12 protein-coding genes are annotated in these 15,744 nt (G+C 61.5%); 5 read left to right on the plus strand and 7 right to left on the minus strand.

Annotated features, from left to right (window positions below; translation table 11 throughout):
* The first annotated feature begins 685 nt into the window (after positions 1-685).
* Together E3O57_RS05460 and E3O57_RS05465 are read left to right on the plus strand one after the other, a co-directional pair.
* Complete coding sequence (locus E3O57_RS05460; RefSeq protein WP_341476135.1) at positions 686-1,357, plus strand: DNA/RNA non-specific endonuclease; 672 nt, start codon at positions 686-688, stop codon at positions 1,355-1,357.
* Positions 1,358-1,687: 330 nt separating this feature from the next.
* On the plus strand, positions 1,688-2,509 hold the full coding sequence (locus E3O57_RS05465) for a DUF6042 family protein (protein WP_103479305.1): 822 nt from the start codon (positions 1,688-1,690) through the stop codon (positions 2,507-2,509).
* Between the two features lie 60 nt (positions 2,510-2,569).
* On the opposite strand, the gene E3O57_RS05470 is transcribed toward E3O57_RS05465, so the two are convergent.
* Complete coding sequence (locus E3O57_RS05470) at positions 2,570-3,301, minus strand: GAF and ANTAR domain-containing protein (RefSeq protein WP_103479306.1); 732 nt, start codon at positions 3,299-3,301, stop codon at positions 2,570-2,572.
* Between the two features lie 334 nt (positions 3,302-3,635).
* Here E3O57_RS05470 and E3O57_RS05475 point away from each other — a divergent pair, with 334 nt between their 5' ends.
* On the plus strand, positions 3,636-4,232 hold the full coding sequence (locus E3O57_RS05475; protein ID WP_103479307.1) for a recombinase family protein: 597 nt from the start codon (positions 3,636-3,638) through the stop codon (positions 4,230-4,232).
* Positions 4,233-4,318: 86 nt separating this feature from the next.
* Here the strand turns inward: E3O57_RS05475 and E3O57_RS05480 are convergent, their stop codons facing one another.
* The 4 genes from E3O57_RS05480 to E3O57_RS05495 all read right to left on the minus strand — a co-directional run bounded on the left by E3O57_RS05480 (position 4,319) and on the right by E3O57_RS05495 (position 9,548).
* On the minus strand, positions 4,319-5,365 hold the full coding sequence (locus E3O57_RS05480; protein ID WP_103479308.1) for a YhcG family protein: 1,047 nt from the start codon (positions 5,363-5,365) through the stop codon (positions 4,319-4,321).
* Positions 5,366-6,403: 1,038 nt separating this feature from the next.
* A complete protein-coding gene (locus E3O57_RS05485; protein WP_133159771.1) occupies positions 6,404-6,946 on the minus strand; it encodes an NAD(P)-dependent oxidoreductase in 543 nt (180 codons plus the stop codon).
* Between the two features lie 235 nt (positions 6,947-7,181).
* Positions 7,182-7,748 (minus strand): DUF4232 domain-containing protein, encoded by a 567-nt coding sequence (locus E3O57_RS05490; protein ID WP_165787935.1) that lies wholly within the window; start codon positions 7,746-7,748, stop codon positions 7,182-7,184.
* A gap of 399 nt (positions 7,749-8,147) precedes the next feature.
* The gene (locus E3O57_RS05495; RefSeq protein ID WP_103479311.1) at positions 8,148-9,548 is read right to left on the minus strand and encodes a protein kinase; all 1,401 of its coding nucleotides are present in this window, start codon (positions 9,546-9,548) and stop codon (positions 8,148-8,150) included.
* A 1,047-nt stretch (positions 9,549-10,595) separates the two neighbouring features.
* Between E3O57_RS05495 and E3O57_RS05500 the strand changes: the two genes are divergently transcribed.
* Together E3O57_RS05500 and E3O57_RS05510 are read left to right on the plus strand one after the other, a co-directional pair.
* Positions 10,596-11,162, plus strand: coding sequence for an RNA polymerase sigma factor (locus tag E3O57_RS05500; RefSeq protein ID WP_103479312.1), 567 nt, complete (start codon positions 10,596-10,598; stop codon positions 11,160-11,162).
* A 1,834-nt stretch (positions 11,163-12,996) separates the two neighbouring features.
* The gene (locus E3O57_RS05510) at positions 12,997-13,266 is read left to right on the plus strand and encodes a hypothetical protein (protein ID WP_103479313.1); all 270 of its coding nucleotides are present in this window, start codon (positions 12,997-12,999) and stop codon (positions 13,264-13,266) included.
* 578 nt (positions 13,267-13,844) lie between these two features.
* Here the strand turns inward: E3O57_RS05510 and E3O57_RS05515 are convergent.
* Both E3O57_RS05515 and E3O57_RS05520 read right to left on the minus strand, forming a co-directional pair.
* The gene (locus E3O57_RS05515) at positions 13,845-14,537 is read right to left on the minus strand and encodes an ABC transporter ATP-binding protein (protein WP_103479314.1); all 693 of its coding nucleotides are present in this window, start codon (positions 14,535-14,537) and stop codon (positions 13,845-13,847) included.
* Entirely contained in the window at positions 14,534-15,604 is a 1,071-nt protein-coding gene (locus tag E3O57_RS05520) for an ABC transporter permease (protein ID WP_103479315.1), read from the minus strand. The genes E3O57_RS05515 and E3O57_RS05520 overlap by 4 nt, the downstream gene beginning before the upstream one ends.
* Positions 15,605-15,744: the final 140 nt, after the last annotated feature.

Consider the following 15,744-nt stretch of genomic DNA (forward strand, 5'->3'; position numbering starts at 1 on the left):
CCGGCTCAGTGACTTCCTCATTGTTAACCCGGACGCCAAGAGCTAATTGCCCCGCAGCTCGTCATCGAGCCCGGAACGAACGCCGGTGGATTTGAGTCGACTCTCCCGCCATTCGTCGCCCATCGACGAATGACAGCTTGGTCTCGTATCCCATGGATTATGAGGCACCTTGGTTGCGAGATCAACCACACCGATCAGACGTAGTTGCCGCCCCTGCCTCCACGTTCCCTAATGCGACGATCTAGGACAAGGCTCGCCCAGACCAGACCTACGAGGACGACACAGTTGACGGCCATAGGAATCGGAAACGTCATCGTAAACAGGAGCACTATGGAGAGAGCGCCTGCTAGCGATTGAACTATGCGTTGGGCCTTCTCCAAGGATGGAAGCTTGGCTGCGTCTTGGTCGTTGCCCGGGTGTTCGGGCATCTGCGCTCCTCTGGGCTAAACGCTTGCGGGATACCGACGAAAGATTCGTTGTGGCCTTGATCATATCCGGGTGCCTCATACAAGCGGGCGCCATTCACACCGTGCAGTGTCTCGTATCCCTAGAGATATAGGAGGTCTCAAAGCCGTGATGTGGGCTTCTTCTGAGATCGCCTGGATCTAGCGACGGGCCGAGTCTTATAACTAGGTCGCACAACCTCCGGAGGGTTTTCGGTACTCATCGTTAGTTATGCGACACCTTGTCGTCGCTCACATGTCGATTGCGGCTGTTTAGCTGTGGGCATGGACGCTGCGATATTCTCTCCTACTGGGTACGCCTCGACTTGCCGCTGCAGCTTCCCGCACCGTCCGCGGGAACCATCACTCGCGAACTGCCCTACACACACTTCACCATCCTTCTGGATCCCGTCCGGCGCCTTGCTATCGCCACCGGTGTCAACATCAACGGCGACCAACTCATCGACGTCGACCGCGGTGATGACTGGCACCTCGACCCCCGCATCCCCAACAATGAACAGACTGGGGAGGCCGTCTACGCGAAGAACGACCTGGACCGCGGGCACCTCGTGCGGCGTCGAGACCCGGTCTGGGGCGACGCCGCAACCGCCCAGCAGGCCAACGCTGATACCTTCACCTACACCAATGCCGCCCCGCAAGCCGGGGCGTTCAACCAATCGAAAGAGCTCTGGCTCGGCCTCGAAGATCACGTCCTCACCTACGCACACACCAACAAGAACCGCATCAGCGTCTTCACCGCACCCGTGCTCTTCGAAGAAGATCCGGTGTATCGCGGTGTCAGGGTCCTTCAACTTTTCTGGAAGGTCGCGGCGTGGACGACAACGGTTGATTGCCACTGTTCTTCAAGCCGCTGGGTTCGTCTTGGATCAAAGGCCGCAGCTGGCCGATCTTGATCTCGACGCTCTTCGCGCCCAAACGCTCATCGCTGGCACTCCTCCCCCACTTGGCCCGTACCGCACATATCAAGTGCCCATTATGGTATCGCCGGCCTGACCGGCCTTGACCTGATGGCATTCGCCGACGCTGACGTTTTGGCGCCGGTCTTAGCCGTGCGGAATGACACTTGTGACCGTGGGCTCTGGGTCGAGCTCTCGGACGAGTCAGGAATCCACCTTTAGGGGACCTGGTGTGGCGGCGCATTACGCTCGCCCCTACCGACTCGAGCAGAGGGCAAAGAGGATCGGAAAGTTCCCGAACCGGAACTAGGCAGCTACTCTTTCGGAATGAGAGACACCTGGACACTCTTTACCCTCGTCTACGTCCAGAGCGGGTGGCAACGGTTTCTTCCGAGTTCCTCCATCGCGGTTCTGTCGTACCTTGCGACGGAGGGGGCCGCTTCGCCCACTGAAATAGACGAAGAACTAAGAGGCAACGTCGACACGGCTGAAGGTCTCACCTCGGATGTCTGGGAACCTCCGCTGGAATTCGCGGACGAAGAACTTCGCCCGCTCGATGAAAACTCCGAGGGCATCCCCCTCGTCAGTGACGGACCCCGCCGTAGCGCTGAGGTCGTCAACGCCCAGGCCCAAGCGACTCGGATACAAGAGATTGCCGAGCTCGAGGTCTTCAGCTCGCACCTGGGCCTGGCAGCCATTCGCACTCTGGCCGACCTGCTGGATTTCATGACTGCCGCACAGGTGACAGTCCTGGCCGATGGCCAGTATTCCATCAATCCGGCCGCTCCCCTGCCGGAGGAAGTCCTGCCCCTGACCGAACCACGCCGCGAGACGGAGGCACAGCTTCGCTGGAACCAATTACACCAAGAAATGTCCCAGCAGACTATTTCGCTCTTCAAACCAGAACAGCCCTACTCCGTCAACTCGTTGTCGACAACGATAAATGAGCTCGCCCAAAAGCTGGGGGCCGATCCACAGTCCATCCGTGAAGCCCTGGTCATCCTCATCGATGAGGGAGATTTCACGATCACCCGTGACCCCCTCCGAGCCGCTGCGGATGACCCTTTCAACGTCAACGTGAACTGGGAAGCGTTCTACGTATCCCGCCTTCCGGTGCGATTCAACAATCCGCCCAGCGAAGACAAATAGGCGCCGGAATGACCCCAAATCACGCCAAGCACCCCCAAACTCATTCCCTGGGCGGTACAGCTAGCTGATCATTTTTTGCTGGCCATCACCGAGCGGCCGGACAACGATTTTTGCTGCGGTATCGCGCAGGCTCGCATGCATTCTGCGGGCCTCGGCCCGCAGCAGACCAAACGCGTCATCCATGGGTACACCGTAACGCTGGGCGAGGGTCCCTTTGGCTTGCTCGATGAGTACTCGATCCTCAAGCATTACTTTCATCTGGTCCCGAACGGCGATGTGGCTATGGAGCTTCCTGTGCTGCTCAACACTGTTCGCGGCATACAGGGCCATCGCCTCAGCCAATTCTGCATCGCGGCCGCTCAACCGGCCGGGCTCTGCCAAGAACAGATTCATCGCGCCCAACCTTTGCGAACCAAACCGTATAGGAACAGAGTGAACAGCCCGATATCCGCGGGCCTCAGCGATATCGCTGAAGGCCGGCCAGGTCCCTCGAGCGTCGGCGATGCTGGGAACTTCAATCGTGGCTCCCGACCGGTATGCGTCCAGGCACGGACCCTCGTGGGCGCCGAGCTGTTCCTCTTCCACATCGCTGGCCCGCTCACTACTGGACGCTGCAACATGAAGTACGTCACTGCTATCGGCCAGGAGGATACCCGCGGCGATAGCAGCCGTGAACATCGTGCACCCCCGAACCAAAACGTCCATCGTGTCGATCACGTCATGGCCCGTCTGCACGGTGTCCGCGATAGCTACAAACACCTCAACGAAGCTCTCCCCCTCATTTGCAAACATTTCTATAAGTTACAACGCGCATCGCATTCCCGCACCTCTCAGTTCGCCCAACCTTGCTCGTCGCGCGCCCGCCTCCTACCTGGCAGACCACCGGACGCACCTCTTCCTCGCTCCCCCTGCGGCGACACCCTCGAGCGCCACAATGTTGAATCGTGTGTAAATTCCGTAAACACCATGTCTCGGAAACCTATAGCTTTCCAAGACATTCGATCCCCCACTCCCCCGGTGGCCCCCACCCACAAGATGGCGGGCCGTTCGATGCCCCATAGATGTGTCTCACCGTAAAACGTCTCAGGAGACTGGCAAGACGGGGTTTGTGAGTCAGAATGGGCGAATGAGGCATGTTGGGTACACGCGCGTGAGCACATCGAGCCAGGATGCGCAGCTGCAGCTCGACGCGCTCGTCAATGCTGGCGTGCAGAAACGCGACGTGTTCGCGAACGTCACGTCAGGGAGCAAGGCCGCGATCGAGCGGCCCGGGATGAAGAAGCTCCTCGGGTACGCCGAACCTGGTGACACGGTCGTCGTGTGGCGAATCGACCGGCTCGGCCGCTTCCTCATGGACGTCCTGAACACGGTGAACCTGCTGCGCGAGCGCGGCGTCCAGGTGCGATCCATTTCGGATGGCATCGACCCGGCGACGTCGACGGGCCGGCTGATGCTGAACATGCTCGCCACCCTCGCCAAATACGAGCGCGAACTTATCGTCGAACGCGTCAATGCCGGAATTGCCGCCGCGCGGCAGAACGGGACGCGCTTCGGTCGTCCGCTGTCCGATCCGGTCGTGATCGCCGACAAGCTCCAGCACGTAGCAGAAGCCCGAGTAAAAGGCCGCACCGCCAAGGACGCAGCGCAACTGGTCGGCTGGAGCCGTGCCACCCTTTACCGTCACCAGCAAGCCAAAGCATCCCTCACGAGCACGACGCCCTAAGGAAGCCGTCCGACGGCGCAGAGCGGTACCGGACTCGCCGGGACGCACGACTTGGCGACACGCTCATCCTTCGAGGACGAGCTTGTCTATTCCGCCGAGGGCCCCTCAGCCCAGTCGAGAGCGGCAGTGAGTTTCTCCTCGTCGGGCAGCGCGTTGCGCTCGGCCGCCGGCAGGGTGTCGTAGGTATACGTCGACACGGCCATCGGCGCATCGGTCTGACCCAAGGAGTAGCGGACGGTGTGATCGTTGCGGCTGCCGCAGATGAGGATCCCGACCGTTGGATTGTGCGTAGGGAGGCGGAGTTTGTCGTCGACAACGGCGATATAGAAACCGAGCTTCCCGGCGTACTCGGGCTGGAACTTCCCCGTCTTCAGCTCGACGACGACGTAGCGGAGCTGGACGACGTGGAAGAACAACAGGTCCAGGTAGAAGTCATCCCCGCCAACGTCGAAGTGCACCTGGCGGCCAACGAACGCGAAGCCAGCGCCGAGTTCGCGGAGGGTTTCCACGATGCGATCCATCAGGGACTGTTCCAGGTCCCGCACGGCGGCCTGGTCGGTCAGCTCGAGGAAGTCGAAGACGTAGGGGTCTTTCGCGATCTGCTGCGCGAGCTCCGACTCAGCAGTGGGAAGTTGCCTAGTGAAATTGCTCGGGCCCGACCCGATCCGCTCGTGGGTACGGTTCATAATCTGGTTCATCAACACGTTCCGTGACCACCCGTGTTCAACGGCGGCTTGGGCATACCAGGTACTCGTGCGGGCATCGTCGAGCTTGTCCAGTAGAACCGTGATATGGCCCCACGGCAATTGTCCAACAGCCTGTTGGACGATTACGCCCTCTCCTGGCCACGCCACCGCGAACGCCCTCATGTAGAAGAGATTGCTGCGAGAGAGCCCTGTCATCTGAGGGAATTCGGCTCTGAGATCAGAGGCCAGTCTGCCCACGACACCACTCCCCCACGCTTGGCTTTTCTGCTGGGTGAGTATCTCGCCCCCAATACCCCAATGCAGTTCGAGGAGCTGGGTATTGACCACCCGCTGAGCCCGCACCTGCGCATTCCGGACGCGCACCTTCAGACCCTGTAAAAGTTCGGCGTATCCCTCAGGGAGGGCAAGCTCAGTGTGCGTGGTCATGTCCTTCATTCTGTCCGATGCGTGCGTCGAGTCGCGCCGGCAGCTGGCTTGATGGTCCTGAGCAGCTCCAATGCTCGCGGAACATCCTGTCGGTGGCTCGCCGTACGGTCATGTCACCGGAGATTCCGGGGCAAGGCGAAGGAGCCTGAAATGCGCGTCCCACCGTATTACTCGACCAATCCGAATGACCCCGACGTGCACCACGTGCACAGCGACTGCCCCTCCGGAAAGCAAATCCCGGCCTCAAGCAGGCGGCCAGGCACAAACGACCAGCGACTCTGCCGGACTTGCGCTGCCATGTAAAGATCACTGGTGCGGCCCTGGCTCCGAGCGAGACAGGGCCGCACTGCCAGCATCAATTGGTGGCCCCATTTTTCGATCGGCACGCCAAATCGATCAGCTGCGGCACCCCGCCCGCGATGTCTCACATCTAATGGCGAGCACCGCCGACCAAGCACCAGGTTACGAGACGTAGTCGCCTCACGACCGGACTTCGACCGCGCGCTCGGCAACACTCTCCTCATCACGACCTGGTGTCAGCCAGTGAGCGGCCTGACTACACGCTTCTGACGAACGGCGACTGCAACAACGACTCCGCCGCCTAACAATCACCGACTGCTGGAGTGCGTTCAGCCGGAGCCGTCGATCCCGAGAGCCGACCGCCCTGGCCTGAGTTAGCGCTTTTCCTGCTCATCGGCCATAGAGCAATCGCAAGCAACCACACGCTAGCGAACCCGGCGAGCAAAGCCGCTGCGGTAAAAAAGCCGAGCTGTGACTGAGGCCACCCGCATTCGCGTCTACCACCACGATTGCCGCCAGGCCTGTAACGTTCCCTATTTGCTGCGCGGTGGTCAGGACGCCGGACGCAACCCCAGCTGACGTCGGCGGGAATGACCCCGTGACCAGGTCAGCCAGAGTGCTGATCGTAATGCCCATGCCGGCGCCAAAACCGGCGCTGGCAACCAGTACCCCGATGAGAGTGCCGTTGTCGGCAACAAGAGAAATCACCAGCAAGGACGCCGCCATGACGACCGTCCGCTAATCGCCGCTTTCGACCCGCCCACAGATCGCACCAGGAGGTGCGCATTCGCGGCCGCCGCGAACGCGGCGACTGACGGCACCAGGAAAGATAACCCCGTCAGGAGCGGCGCCAGTCCCCGGAAGATTTGGAAGTGAAGCCCCGGTCAGTTCGCCAATCGCTTCTACGAGGTCGCGGAACGAGAATGGTGTCGACGAGACGGCATTGAAGATCCCGGCGACCGGCATGGACAGGGCAAGCACATACAGATCAACGATGTCGTCCACGTGCACCGGTGTCCACGTGTTGGCGCCGTCGCCGATGTAGGTGGCGGCTCCCCGGGAGACGGCGCCCTGGATCATGTTCGCCACGGTGCCGGGGCCGTCGTGACCATAAATAAGTCCCGCGTGAACAACGATGCCCGTGACGTTCGGGGCATCCAGGTTAAGCTTCTCGGCGAGAGCCTTGACGGGCTGAACGCTGGCCGCCGGAAGTGGGGCGTTCTCAGTCATGTGAGCAGTCGGGTCGAATCCGTAAATTGAAGTCGAGCTCGTAAAGGTGATCGTCGTGGCCGACCCCGCGGTGTTCGCACCTGCTTGCGGGCGTCCTGATCGGCCAGGACCGCCGGTATGGGTGCGTCAACCTGACAGGGGGGTGGTGCGCGCATCACTTGGGGCGTGATGGTGCGGCCTGTCTTCTTCAGCGCCGTCAGCGGCCGATCCGACTTGTTTCTTGCGTTCAGCGCACTGGTATTCATCATTTAGCCAACGCTCAACAGGTGACGTCCAGCCGCATCGGTTAAGAAAGAGGGTTGTCCGGGCTTGCCACGATGTTGTACACCAGCCAGTTGGAGGTGGCGCCATCACAGATGGTGAGATCAGCCACATCAACCAGAAGGTCTTCGCTACTTTGAGGCAGACGGATCCGCAGTGTTGCCGCTCCGAGCAGCGGGCAACCCTGGTAGAGGTTTTGGCCGGCGACCTTGAGCATGACGTAGGCGGCGTGCTTCGGTTTTACCGTGAGCGTCCGTGCTGGGATCGTGGTTCTTTCTACGGCCGGGTCGCCGATAACGTTCCCGTTGACATCGAGCAGGGCCACATCTGGAAATCCGAACACTTCGCAGTCAGTGGTGCCGGTGTTGGCGAGCCTCACGTAAGTCAGGGCAGTGTTTTGCGGGTGGTCAGGGTCGAGGGATTTACGGGAGGCAGCAAACTCGCAGCTGCCGGTCGTGGCAGCTACCCTCGGTGCCGACGTTGCCGGCCTTTCATTGGCCCAGGTCGGCGAACAGGCCGTTAGTACCGCCAGAATGATCAACGCTGTCGCGCCCGTCAGTGCGATGGTGGATCGACGAGGTCGACCGTTCATTGGAATCCCCCCAGACCAAGTCATCTAGCAGAACTATACAACTGATCAGCGCGAAAAGTTGGGGAACTCCTAGTCCCTCAGAGACTCAGCACTCGCCCAGCTTCCCCGTATCTCGAGGGACAACTCGCTGGTCGCCCCAGACGTGCGTCGTTAGGTTCCAGGCTGGGCCTTCTGGGTCGGCCTGGGCTTCGGCTAAGACAGGCGCGGGTGCGTTCCTTCTGCCCTGGCAAGCGCGGCGCTCAACCGCTCGGCGTCCACTCGCGGGTGAGGATCACGTCTCGAAGATCGCGGGAGAGCTACGCGCGTTTCTCCTCCATGATGCCGAACCGTTCGCCCTCATCGCCCGGTAAGCGTCCGGGAATCGATCGTCTGGTAGGGCACTCCCCCAGTCCACGGTCGTTAGCCGAGGGCGGCGCGGCTATCGAGCAGGGCCTGACGGCTGTCCAGGCGCAGTTCCAGTTCCATCATCACGACGCCGGCGAGGCCTTCCAGAGTGGCCATCTCGGCGCTCGTGAAGTCCCGGGGCGTGTGGTCGATTAGGCACAAGGTGCCGACGTTGTGTCCGTCCCGAGTGGTGAGCGGAACGCCGGCATAGAACTGTAGACCCATTTCGCCGATCACCAGGGGGTTAGCGAGCGCTCGGGGATCGATCCGGGCATCTGTCACCACCCAGGGCTTGTCTTGCAGGATGGCGGAGGCGCACAGTCCGGCGTCGCGGTCGATCTGTTCAACGGCCAACCCGTGTCGCGATTTGAACCAGATCCGATCGTGGTCTACCACGCTGACGAGCGCGATCGGAACCCTAAAGGCGCGAGCGGCCAACGCGGTGATCTGGTCGAAAGTGTCGTCGGGCGGGGTGTCTAGTAGGTCGTAGCGTCTGACGGCGATCATCCGACCCTCTTCGTCCGCGGCGTCAGGAGCCCCGGGCCGGGTGGCCGTCAGTTGCAGAGGTGCATTGGCGCGGTGCCGCCCTGAGCTGCCGGCGATCCGCTGCCGCAGCGCGAGGACCAAATCGTCCACCAACGGCCTGTCCCGAGGGTCGCGCGCAGTCATCGCGGCGATCAGGCCGGCCCAGGCGGCTGGCACAGTTTCGGGAATGGCCGGATCCTTCATTAGTCGGGCCAGAGCCGACGGTACTGCCTGGCCGGGGAAGGCGATTTCGCCAGTGAAACACTCCAGTAGAACCAGTCCCAGCGCATACACGTCACTGGCTGGCCCGACCTGGTCACCCGTGGCCTGCTCGGGGCTCATGTAGTGAGCACTGCCGGTGGCCGCTCCATCCGCGGTATAGCGCCGGGAATCGGCGAGCAAGGCGATGCCGAAATCGGCGAGCTTAGCTCGGGTACGCGAGTCGTCGCCGTTGTAGTTGACGAGCAGCACGTTGGCGGGTTTGATGTCCCGGTGCACAACGCCGCGCGAGTGGATGTATTCCAGGCCTTCTGCGAGATCCTGAGCCAGCTGGGCGATTTGACGCAAGGGCAACGGGCCGCGGGCGAGCCGACGCTGCAGGTCGGCGCCCTCGACGAGCTCCATCACCAGGTAAATACGCGGCATCATTGGATCGCTGCGGTCAACGGCAGCGTCGAGCAGGGTGACGAGGCTGTGGTGACTAAGGGAGGCGAGGATGTTAACCTCATCCTCTTGACGCCGTACGTCGGCCGACTGGGTGGCGTCGGCGAGGAAGATCTTGATGGCCACGTGGCGGCCGAGGACTTCGTCGATAGCCTTGTAGACGGCCCCCATGCCGCCCTGGCCAAGCAGGTCAAGCAGCCGGTAACGGCCTCGCAGCAGCATACCCATTGCTGCACCATTCTCCGGCACACTGCCCGCCTTTCCTGCCGCAACTCTACCGGGCCAGATACCTGCGCCGTGGCCATGGAGACTGCGGGCGTCCTGTCGTTGTAAACCCGCAATGGGCGGGGTCGCTGCCAAGGTCTCGCGTTCGCGGCCATCCAATTCGACACACCGGCCAAGTGCACGCGTGCGGAACCACTTGTCGAATCACCCGATTGCATGCGAGATCACCCGCCCTTTTGGTTCATGATGCTCGGCCGACAGATACTCGTGATGCGCGAAGACCGGACTTTTTCCTAAATGACTGATTCTCACTAGTAGGTTCTAGCTACGTGTTGGAGCTGTCACCCCATGCGATTTATAGGCCGTGGAACACGCGGTTGAAGAACGCGGCCACATGGTCGGAAGTTAGGGAATGGCCCACGCCCCGAAAAGTCACTCATATCAAATTGCGCGCAGCGCTTTCGGCGCCGCGTTCGGGCGCTACGGGCTGCTTTGTGAGTTCCGGTCTGGAGGCGGCATTGGAGTTTTGCGGACAGGCAACGGTGGGCCGGACGTGATACTGAGCCGCAACCCAAAGGGCGATCGCCTTGCCCACAGGGACCGTATCGATGTCGGCGCTCTCAGGAAATGGGACGTAAAGATATTGATGCTCCACGCACTCCGGGTCGATCGCGGCCAATGGTCCTCTTGGTCTCTCCGCAGACTACCGGTGCCTCAAGACACTGAGCTTGTGGGGCGCGGCCATCGGTCTAACTGGCACCTTGCGGTTAGTTCTTGGATTTCAATCGAGCCGCAAGCGACCGACCGACAGAGAATCGTCGGGCGGACGCCCCGGCCCGACGATACTCTCGGGGGCCAAAATCGTCCTGGGCGCGGCTTTGAATAGTTTCGGCACCGCGGCGCCCACCCCACGAGTGCAACAAGACGTTCTAATGCGCCATGGTCAGCACATTAGGTCGTCACCTGTCCGTATACTCATCGAGTGCTTCCTGCTGATATCCCTAACCCACGCGCAGTCAGGCGCCCTTCCTTATCAACCATTGGAACCTGATGGTGCCTGACGTTATTGGCCAGTTGCTTCTTGAGAATGAGACTGACAGTGTTTTGGTTGACTTCGTAGTCGCCGGAAACCAAACTGCATTCGAAATACTGGTCCGCCGCTATAGACCGATGCTGCATGGCTACGCTATGCGGACGCTGGGTTCCAATGAGGAATCTGACGACGTCGTGCAGGAAGCGTTTATCACTGCGTGGGAAAAGCTTCCGGCGTTGAAGGACGGCGTGCACCTGAAGGCTTGGCTGATGCGTGTTGTGCGCAACAAGTGCCTGGATCGACTGCGAAAACGGCGCCCCGTCACCGTCGAGATTGACGAGAATATGCCGGCACGCTTGGACAGCCCCTTCGACGTAGTTGAAACCCTCCTGCAGAATGAGGCCTTGTCGCTGGCCCTATCCGGATTGCCAACGAAGCAGCGTCGAGCCTGGGTTATGCGCGAGTTTTCGGGTGCTAGCTACAACGTAATAGCTAGCGAGTTAGGCGTTCCGGAATCAACGGTTCGTGGCCTACTTGCTCGATCACGCCACACTCTCGCTCGGGAGTTGGCAGCATGGCACTAAACACCCAGCTTCGCAGCCGCACCCCGGGTGGCTTCCGCGCATAAAGGCGGGCCCTAAGCCAGACTCGTGGCCAAACGAGCGCGCGTCGGTACGAGATGTAAGAGCGGTCGTTTTGAAGTCACTTCCTCGCGAGCTAGGGAACTACGGGAGGGCACGGGAGGGGCTGCTTGTGCCCAATCAAATCGAATGCCCCGACCGCCCCGTGTCGTTCTGATGCTTAGCCTCAAGCGTCGTCACTCGGTGGCTAGGCAGGAATCAGCTGACCGCTGATTCTGCCGCTGCCGGATCATATTTACAGCTCCGTGTGCGGGACAGATTGAGGCCGAGCGATGAATCAGTCAGTCAGTCAGTCGGTCGCTCTGTCCATGTGGGGAGCACTTTCCGTCCGCTCTCCGGTGGATGGCTCTGCCAGCCACTGTGTGCGCTAATGAGGGCCAGAGGTTTCCCTCTGTCTTGGCGGGTTGATCCCCGCACGAGCGGGCGCGGTTCTGGCATGACCGTCATTCCTGCGGGTGTGTTGGCGGACTTGACTAGCGCTTCGATCCACTCCGAATCGAGGAGAGGCCATCGACCATCGGCGAATTTGAAGAAGAGTGGGGCGCCGGGGAATATCCAGATCGAGCCTCGCCCTCCGTCACCGTCCCTGTCATCTTTCCAGGAGAGATGAAAGCACTCCTTTAGGTGGAGCTTGACCCCGATGGCGACCTGAAGATGAGCGAGGGTCCAGTCGTCGAAGTAGATTGTGAGGCCCGAGTCGTACGTCAGGGTTCCCAAGAGCTTTCCTCTCATGAAATGGATATGACCGGACCATAACCCCACTGCGTAGCCTCAGGGAGGGGGTTGCGCACTCTCGCGCTGCTGTGTGTTCCATGCTTCACGGCGACGTAACGAACGCTCTGATTCAGGAGCGGACCCGAACTGCGAAAAGGCATGCCACGAGCTACCGCCGTGAGCGAGAATTGCGCCGACGCGTATCTGGCTTTGCCTGGTAACGGAAAAATCACAGGATGCTTCCTCGCTGATCTCTATTGCGTGGAAATCGCTGCGGTGACAATTAGAGTGCGGTTATGGACGACAAGCACGAACCGCACAGCAGTGATCGCAATCCTGGACGCGTGCGCAGAAGCGTGCACGGCGTCCGATTGGGGATCGCCCACCGGAAACTCTCCCACTCTGACTGATCCAGCTCACGAGGCCGGACGGAAGTGCGCGATGGTGCAGTGACTAGATTCCCGCTCCTATCCGTCGCGGTTGCCATAGTCTCCAAAATCGGGCTTCTCAGCCCAGAATGCTGAGTTTCGTCCTCGGTCGGGTCAAGAACAGGCCGATTCGCCTCGAGTTTCTTCGGGTTAGGTATTCTCGGGCGCATCTCCCCCAGCTCGACCCGGTCACCGTCACAATCGCCACGGTACGTCTTCGTAAGAGTTCGCGCACATCGCACACAGCACTGGGTGAGTGCAGCATGGTCGATCGCGAACGGGTCATTTCCGGATGGTTTGCCGCGCAGCGGAGGAGCGACAGACCAGCTCGGCCGAGTGCAGTACATGGCCCAACAGTGCGCTCTTGCGCGTATCGCACCTTAGGGTTTAATTAGGGTGACGCCGCAGCCCAGAAACGCTCCTTCCGGTTTAGGGCGATCTGCCAATTTTGCACCGCCCAGTGCTGGCCAAAGGCCGGTCGATGCGGCTCATCCAGCGCAGGAAGGCGATGGATCGATGATGCGCGTATCTTCTGCCTTCCTTGATCGCAGACAGGAAGCTTCATGACGGATACCGCTAGCCTCGCTTACGAACTCGCCACAGAATTGGAATCGGTAGTGCGAGGAGCACCTGGTGTGGACACCCTGTATCCGACCGCTCCCCTCGTGGCGAGAATTGTCGGTGCCATTGTCAGTGAGTTTACACAGAGAGAAGCAGCATCGGACCTGGTCACCATCACAATGGGAGACGCTGGGCTGATCGTGTCTGCCGCCGTTCGCGTCGTCGGCTCGGAGCCCGCCACTGACGTGTGCCGGCTCGTGTTTGACTCGATCGCCACGGTCCTAGCCGCCCACTCGCCCGTACCAATCGACACCATCAAAGTGACGGTTGCCAGCATCGGCTGATGTGCACCCGCGTTCCGACCGCGCGTCACAACCGATGCGGGCATCCGTCTTCAGTTCCACCTCGTTGGGCCCTACAGAACGGAGGGCCTAGCTGGGCCCGTGACTTCACCGCATCTCGGGGCTCGAGCTGACGCCCGTCGTGCGGCCGCCATAAACGCCGCCAACACGGCCTCTGTAGCGGCTGCAGCATTGAGCAGCGATCGCCATAGTCTCGTCCATCACTTTGTGTGAATTCACCCGCCCCAAAAGCAGCCAGTCGTTGCCGGGGTTGCGGCCTCCCTCCGGGTCGGGTGCGTCCGAAGCTGGCAACGAGGCAATCTGCTCTGTGAAGCGCACCCGTTTCGGTAGGGATCGCCACCAGCCCAGCGTCCCCGTATGGCCTCCTTCACTCTGAGCTCCCGGGCGACGGCTGCGACCGCGCTGCCGGTCACCGCCTCGCCCTTGTAACTCAGAAGTGAGCTCCCCACGTGACCGTGACACATCGAACATATTCTCTTGTGCGGTGCCCACTCGATGGAGTCAGGGCCGGGGCAATGACGTGGGTGCTGAAGAGAGTCCTGTAGCAGTCGAGTGTGGGCTTAGGCGGCGGGAAGCGCGTCGACAAGTTTGCCGTCGACGAGGTGCACAACTCCATGCATGCGCGGGAGGTGCACGAGGTCGTGGGTGACGAGCAGGGTTGACGTGCTCAACTCATCGGTGAGGCGCAGAATAAGGTCGATGATGCTGGCGCCGCGTTCTTGGTCCAGAGCGCTGGTGGGTTCGTCCACGAGAAGGACGCTCGGGTCGTTCATGAGGGCCCGGGCGATGTTGACGCGCTGGCGCTGACCGCCGGAGAGCTGGTGCGGGCGCTTGTCGCGTTGGTCGGCGAGGCCGACCGCATCGAGGAGCGCATCGGCCCGTGTGGCGGCTTTTGGGCGGTTCCGCCGGCTGTCCCGGGCGCCAAGCTCGTTCATGACGGTCAATTGCTCCCGCGCGGTGAGGGATGGCACGAGGTTGGACTGTTGGAAGACGATTCCGATCCTGTTGCGGCGCAGTTCGGTCGCGTCGCCGGGGGTCAGTCCGGTGGCATCGATGTCGTCGATGAGGACCTGGCCGGAGTCTGGCCGGATGAGGGTTGCCGCGACGGCGAGGAGGCTCGATTTTCCGGAACCGCTGGGTCCGGTGATGCCGGTGACGGTCCCGGGGTGGGCGGTGAGAGTGACGTGGTTGACGGCGGTGACGCGGCTGTCGCCATCGGGGAAGGTGAGGGTGATGTTGTTCAGGCGGATCATCGGTTGCTCCCAAGTGCGGTGAGGGGGTCGGCGGAGGTGACGGAGCGGAGCGCGAAGGCGGCACCCGCGAGGCCGAGTGTGATCATGATCACGCCGGGCAGAATCGTCGTGACCGGGCTGAGCAGGAACGGCAGTGCAGTGCCGGCCAGAGTTCCCAGGACGGCGACGAGTCCTAAGCCGGCTCCGATGCCGACAAGCAGCACGATAAGAGCTTGGCCGAGAGCGTCACGAACAAGTGACCTGGTGCTGGCGCCGAGGGCTTTGAGTACGGCGATGTCGCCCCTTCTCTGCATGGTCCAGACCGTGAAGAACGCGCCGATTACCAGGCCGGAGATACCGAACAACATGGTGACCATGAGCAGCAACGATCCGATCTCGGAGCGGAACGCGCTGAGCGCCATCAGGGAACCCAAGGTGTTCTCGGACACTGTCGCGTTCGCCGAGTCGGCGGCATCCCAGTCAGGGTTTCCGGCGACGGCAAGGACTGTGGCATAGGCGTCCGGGTTCCCGGTGGCGGCGGAGTAGGCCTGCCAGTCGTGGAGGGTCATCTGCACGACGGGTGTGTGGCTGTACCAGCCGTCTCCGTCGATGGTCTCGACGGTATAGGTGGTGCCGGCGATCGTGACGTCATCGCCGGTTGTCACGCCGAGGTCTGTCGCCGCGGGATCGGACAGGCCCAGGCGGCCGTCGCGGGTGGGTGCGGCCTGGTTGAATCCAGGTTGCACACCGAAGACGGCGATCGCGGCGCGGGTGGTGCCGGCTTCGCCGCGGGTCTGGCTGATCCCGATGGGTTCCGCGGCGGTGACCGCATCGGTTGAAGCCCAATCCCTCGCCTGCTGCTCTGTGATGGTGGAGTCGGAGAAGGTCGCACTGGATTCCCCGGCAGCAGGGGCAGAGAACACGATGCGGTCACCTGGAAGTGCGAGCACGGCCGAGATGTTCTGGGTTGCGAGCCCTCCCGTCAGCCCGCTGAGAAAACCGACGAGAACGGTGATGAGGCCGACGACGGAGCCGATGAGGACGAACCGGCCTTTGGCGAAGCGAAGATCGCGTAACGCGACGAACATGTGTGTGCCTTTCCTGCCACCGAATGTGATGACAGTTCCCACTTTCCCGTTTCGCGCCGGTTCCGTCATCGGCCGCCCGAACACCGTTTCGCACCCGGAGTGTGTACTCGCCCGTCGTACTTTCGAACGATGATCCTCAG

The sequence above is a fragment of the Cryobacterium sp. TMN-39-2 genome, from assembly GCF_004402745.1.
In the GTDB taxonomy this organism is placed as follows: Bacteria; Actinomycetota; Actinomycetes; order Actinomycetales; family Microbacteriaceae; genus Cryobacterium; species Cryobacterium zongtaii.

What these genes read in the sequence shown, in the direction of transcription:
- E3O57_RS05480 (WP_103479308.1), bottom strand. Translation starts at nt 5,365, where the DNA reads ATGACCACGCACACTGAGCTTGCCCTCCCTGAGGGATACGCCGAACTT.
- E3O57_RS05470 (WP_103479306.1), bottom strand. Translation starts at nt 3,301, where the DNA reads ATGTTTGCAAATGAGGGGGAGAGCTTCGTTGAGGTGTTTGTAGCTATC.
- E3O57_RS05500 (WP_103479312.1), top strand. Translation starts at nt 10,596, where the DNA reads ATGGTGCCTGACGTTATTGGCCAGTTGCTTCTTGAGAATGAGACTGAC.
- E3O57_RS05475 (WP_103479307.1), top strand. Translation starts at nt 3,636, where the DNA reads ATGAGGCATGTTGGGTACACGCGCGTGAGCACATCGAGCCAGGATGCG.
- E3O57_RS05495 (WP_103479311.1), bottom strand. Translation starts at nt 9,548, where the DNA reads ATGGGTATGCTGCTGCGAGGCCGTTACCGGCTGCTTGACCTGCTTGGC.
- E3O57_RS05520 (WP_103479315.1), bottom strand. Translation starts at nt 15,604, where the DNA reads ATGTTCGTCGCGTTACGCGATCTTCGCTTCGCCAAAGGCCGGTTCGTC.
- E3O57_RS05490 (WP_165787935.1), bottom strand. Translation starts at nt 7,748, where the DNA reads ATGAACGGTCGACCTCGTCGATCCACCATCGCACTGACGGGCGCGACA.
- E3O57_RS05515 (WP_103479314.1), bottom strand. Translation starts at nt 14,537, where the DNA reads ATGATCCGCCTGAACAACATCACCCTCACCTTCCCCGATGGCGACAGC.
- E3O57_RS05465 (WP_103479305.1), top strand. Translation starts at nt 1,688, where the DNA reads ATGAGAGACACCTGGACACTCTTTACCCTCGTCTACGTCCAGAGCGGG.